The sequence below is a fragment of the Microcoleus sp. Pol1C5 genome, assembly GCF_036701115.1.
In the GTDB taxonomy this organism is placed as follows: Bacteria; Cyanobacteriota; Cyanobacteriia; order Cyanobacteriales; family Microcoleaceae; genus Microcoleus.
This window is the reverse complement of sequence record NZ_JAUBQE010000111.1, coordinates 1-5,571: the sequence shown is the minus strand read 5'-3', so window position 1 is coordinate 5,571 and position 5,571 is coordinate 1. Positions and strand designations below refer to the sequence as shown.

At 43.6% G+C, this 5,571-nt stretch carries 3 protein-coding genes; 2 read left to right on the top strand and 1 reads right to left on the bottom strand.

All coding sequences use genetic code 11. The features are described from left to right. On the bottom strand, nt 1-401 hold a 401-nt coding region (locus QUA23_RS30405; protein ID WP_333110689.1), incomplete at its 3' end, for a two-partner secretion domain-containing protein. Nucleotides 402-949: 548 nt separating this feature from the next. On the opposite strand from QUA23_RS30405, the gene QUA23_RS30400 reads away from it, so the two are divergent. Then, nucleotides 950-2,632 carry a M10 family metallopeptidase gene (locus QUA23_RS30400; RefSeq protein ID WP_333079586.1) on the top strand — a complete coding sequence of 561 codons (1,683 nt, stop codon included), beginning with the start codon at nt 950-952 and terminating at the stop codon, nt 2,630-2,632. Between the two features lie 456 nt (nt 2,633-3,088). Further along, nucleotides 3,089-5,571: CHAT domain-containing protein (locus tag QUA23_RS30395; protein ID WP_333110687.1), on the top strand; the 2,483-nt coding region annotated here is incomplete at its 3' end.

The window sequence follows — 5,571 nt, the reverse complement described above, 5'->3', positions numbered from 1 at the left end:
AACACAATGCCGTTTGGATTAATTAAAAACAAATTAGCAGGGCCTAAAACCCCCAACCGTCCCAAAATATCCGAACGGTTCGCCCCGGTTACGCGCGAGAGAATGTTTTCAATTCCTGCTGGATTGGTGAAATAAGCGCCTCTTCCTTCTAAAACACTCAATTGTTCAAAACTGTGGAAGAGATTAGCGCCTCGTATTGCGCCACCATCAATGCGATCGCTTGGAATACCCCGTATATTGACCTTGGGTGTAACGACAGAACTTTCAGCACCTAGCGTATTGTCAGGCACGATTTGGGCGTTAGCGCGATCGCCCCCTCCTACGAGGAGTGTCCCAAATATGGCGACACAACCCCCAATCTGCCACTGCCAACACCGATCGAACCACCTTTTAGCAATCATAGGTTGGTTTCTCAAACATATTGATAAATCTATCACTAGAGTTTCTTTTTGAGTGACCTTAACTCACATCTTGCACCTACCCGATAAACAGCCTCCAAATAAATTTCGGGCTGAAAGCTTAAGTTCGCTTTTAAACCACCTAAACGTAAGCTGCTTAAGAAGTGGGGGTCTCTAACCCATTTTTAATTATGAATAATGAATCGTCTCAAACCAGAATTTTTCTAGCCCTATAAACAAAGCAATTCTGGGAGACTGAGCACTCCATATACCAATTCTCTGCGATTGCATTGAGAAAAGCAAGAAAAATGCAAACAATTCTTGCCCATGCCCAGCAAGCGAGTCTACACCTTACTGTCGTTGATGCCTTCAGAGTATCAGCGCGATAATGTCCCGCTAACATTGCACGCTTATGCAAACTTGCCTGCACAAGTTTGTATTTTTATTAGTTGGGTTATGTCATTAAGTTGGCACAGAAGGTTAATGCGTTCTTTCTATTTGACATCCTATCGTATAAATCACGCGGATGAAATTATTAGGAGCAACCAACTATGCCTTCTGAAACGACTTTTGGAAATACAATTTCTTCTACAAGTCCCTACATTGAAAATGAGTTGGAGGTCAAATCAATCGCGACCATCCCAACTGATATTGCATTCCAGGCAGACCTTAATAGCAAAGGTTTTGCAGATGCTCGTGGAGGCACACTATCCCAGATTTCAGAAATTGCTACTTTGCCTGTTGGCAATAAGGGTTTCACAGGCAATGTCTACATTGATGGCATTCTCTGGGGTGGGAATTATTGGAAATCAGGTTCATCGTCAACAACAACGATTGATTACTCTTTCTGGAATTCCCAAACTGCCAGTTTTGATGACGCCTACTACGACGACATCGCCCAAAACCCCTATGACTGGTTTGCAGGGGAAAAAGCTTCTATGGTAAACGCTTTAAACAGTTGGTCAGCGGTTGCCAATATTCAATTTGTGAATGCTGGGGACAATAATGAATCAGCTACCCTTGGCTTCTATAACGTGGATAATGCCGATGCGAATGATTTCTTAGGAATGTTCAGTCCTCCTGGAACAGATGGACAGGGAATTGGCTATTTCAACTGGGAAGGAGATGGTTGGAATACTGATGGAATAGCGCAAGGTGACTTTAGCTTCACCACTTTAATTCACGAACTTGGACATGGATTAGGGCTGGCTCACCCCCATGACAAGGCAGGCGGTTCATCAATTTATCCAGGAGTTACCGCCGCCTTTGGGGATACAGGGGACTATGGCTTGAACCAGGGCGTTTACACCACCATGTCCTACAATGATGGGCTAGTTAAGAGTGGTGGCGATCCAGGTACACTGGACTACGGCTATCAAGGCACACCTATGGCGTTTGATATTGCTGCTATTCAGTATCTTTATGGGGCAAACAACAGCTACAAAACTGGTAACGACACATACTTCCTGCCCACTGCCGACCAATCAGGTACCTATTATTCTTGTATTTGGGATGCTGGCGGAATTGATACTATTAGTGGTGTTGGGGCACTATCGGGTGTCACGATCGATCTCAATGATGCCTCGCTCAACCCTGCTGTAGATGGGGCAGGTGCTGGTGGTTATATCTCTTCTGCCGAGGGCATTTTTGGCGGATTTACTATTGCTAATGGTGCAATAATTGAGAATGCCGATGGTTCTGCTTTTGCCGATCTGATTACTGGCAATGAGTTCAATAACATTCTCAACGGTGGGGCTGGCAATGACTCTTTAATCGGCGAGTCTGGTAATGACACCCTTAATGGTGGGGCTAGCAATGACTCTTTAATCGGTGGCAGGGGCAATGACTCTCTCGTGGGTGGCAATGACAAAGATATCTTAACTGGTGGGAGTGGGAGCGATCGATTTACCTATACGGATCTCAGTCAATCCTTGTTAACCAACTATGATGTGATTACTGACTACTCTATGGGTGACCAAATTGATGCTCCTAGTTATATAGTTGCAGCAACACTCACTACCTCTGTTGGTAATGCAGCTAGTTTGAGTGAAGCAGCTATCTCTGCTGTACTAACCAGTGGTGTGTTTACAGCCAACAGTGCTGCAGCATTTAAAGTTTCCGGTCTAGCCGGAACCTTCATCGCTTTCAATGACGCAGTTGCTGGATTCAATTCTGAAAATGAGTCTCTCATTTTCCTCAATAATTGTACGCTTGGCTCTATTTCAATTGTCTAGCAATTGAGCTAAGTCAGGCAGCAGTTCGGACACTTTTGACTCAAATTCTGTGTTGTCTGTTTCTCTGGTAAAATCCACGATTTTCTCCAGAGTTTAAGTTTGGCTATGCTTAGCACAACAGCTTGAAAACCTAGTTTTTCAACCTCAGTGGTTATATAGCAAGTCTGAATCATTGGTACAATTCGATCGATTTCAAAAAATACCAACTTGCGATCGAACAGTTGGACAAGCCTTCGCTCGCCATCGCTCGCAGAAGAGAGAACACCCTACATTATTATAATCACGCGATCGGGAAATGTTCGCTCGATGGACAATAATCAATGTCGAAGTTAGGCATTCACCTGTTATGCTAGGTTAATTGCAAACCAAAGCTAGAAAGGAGTTTAAACTCCAGCTTGGTTTGGTGGCAAAATCGAGAATTAAAATCTTCATGAAAACCTACCATAGCTTACTCCTATGCCAACCCGACATTGCCGATTCCGTGTCCGCCATGTCCTGGTAATTTTATTTCTAACCAGTCTCACCATTTGTCTGTCGCTGAGTCATGTTTCTTTTAATCCTTTACAACTAAGATGGCCAGAGGTAGCAACCGCACAGTCTGCCAATCCCAGCCAAATCGTACAACAAGGAATCGAACGATATAAAACAGGAGACGTGCAAGGCGCGATCGCACTTTGGCAAACTGCTTTAACCGCCTATCAAAGCACTAAAAACCGCGCTAACGAGGCGCTCGTTCGAGAAAAACTAGCCATAGCTTATCAACAAATCGGTCAATTCGGGTCAGCGATCGATTATTGGAAAAGTGCGATCGCCAACTATCGTTCCTCTGGAGATTTCGTGAAGGTGGGACGGTTACTCACAGAGCTCGCTCAAACTTACAGCCGTTTGGGGCAAAATAGAGAAGCGAGATCGCTTTTATGCGGTGCTTCTGAGGCTGATGAAATTTGCCCCAAAAGTGAAGGAAGTGCTTTGCAAATTGCCGAAAAATTTAGAGATGGTGAGGGAGAAGCGGCGGCTTTGGGAAGTTTGGGAGAAGCCTATCGCCTCACAGGAAAGTACGATCGAGCTATTGAAACTCTAGAGGCTAGCTTAAAGATTGTCGGGGAAATTAACTCCCCAGTTTATCGCGCCTCAGTGCTTAATAGTCTCGGTAATACTTACTTTAGTAAAGCTCAACTGAGCGAGCAGCGTGCTGATTCTGCTAAGTTCAGAAATGCAGAAAATAAGGCTAATGAATTCATTAAATCAGCTACTGCCGATTACACAAAAGCTTTAGATTATTTCGAGAACAGTCTCGAACAGAGTCGCATTCAAAACGATAGATCGAGTCAAATGCGATCGCTTCTCAATTTGATTCAACTTTATTACCGATCGAAATATTTTAAGTTACCCGATCGCACTAATAATGCCGAGCAAGCATTGCAAGAAGCTCTAAGTCTACTTAATATCATCCCAGATTCTCCCAATAAAGTCTATGCAGCAATCAATTTAGCCGAAATAGAACAACCTGTTGATTCTATTAATTATACTTCATCTCAAGCTCAATGTCAGCCACGAAAACTCAACGAATTGCAGGCAGAAGAACTCCTGCAAAAAGCTGTCTATATGGCTCGAAGCATTAAAGATTCTCGCTCCGAATCATTTGCGTTAGGTAAACTAGGTCATCTCTACGAATGCCGCAAAGACTACAATAAAGCCTTAGATTTTACCAAACAGGCAAGATTGGCAGCCGACCAAAACTTACGTGCTAAAGATAGTCTTTATTTGTGGGAGTGGCAAGCGGGACGAATATTTAAAGCACAGGCGAAAGAATCTGAGGCAATTGCTGCTTACGAACGCGCGATCGCAACTTTAGAAGGCTCAGGAGGTATTCGAGACAATTTGTTAATTACCCAGCGAGACTTGCAATTTAGCTTTCGGGATACGATTACTCCTCTCTACCGTGAGTTTGCTCAGTTAAAGCTAGAGCGTGCTGAAGCGCTGCCTATTGCAAGTCAAGAGTACCAAAAGGAACTCGATTCTGCACTCAACGCGATCGATTCTTTGAAACTAGCAGAATTGCAAAATTACTTCGGCAATGAGTGTGTCTTTACCGTTTTTGAGCCAGAACGAGTTGATGACTTAGAAAGAGAAGACACTGCTGTCTTTAGTTCTATAATTTTGGACGATCGAACGGCGATTGTGGTGAGTTTACCCAACTCTGACGAGAAGGGAAAGCCAAATACTGAAAGAAGATTTAAACGGCTAGTCTGGATAAACGATAGTAAAAAACTTACAGAAGAAATCAAAAAGTTTCGTATAGAAATTCAGAAATTTTACGATCCTACTGACGCTTTTTTAACACCAGCACAAAATCTATATAACTTGCTGATTCGCCCTTTCGCCTCCGATTTAACACCAACAAAAATTAAAACTCTCGTTTTCATCCAAGATGGGCTATTACGCAGCGTACCGATGGCTGCGCTCCACAATGGTGAAGAATTTCTAGTTCAGAAATACGCTATTGCTACGACTCCCGGTTTGCGCTTGACATCTCCTAAACCCCTAAACTTTCCAAGTCTGCGGACGCTAGCTTTGGGCTTAACCGAAGCCGCTACCGTTGATGGTGAAAATTTTAAGGCTTTGGCAAATGTCACCGATGAAATCAATCGAGTTATAAAGCTATTTCCAGGTAGCAAGAAACTCTTGGACGAACAATTTACTCCTGAGAGCTTAGAGCAAGAACTTAAACAAACGGTTTACCCGATTATTCACGTTGCCACTCACGGTCAATTTGGCACTCTTCCAGAAGATAGCTTTCTAGTCACGGGTAATAATGAGAAAATTACAATTACTCAGCTAGAGAGTGATATTCGCCGCTTTAGTAAAGGTACAGAGCCAGTGGAGTTGCTCGCACTCACGGCTTGTCAAACGGGTATAGGAGATGACCGTGCGACACT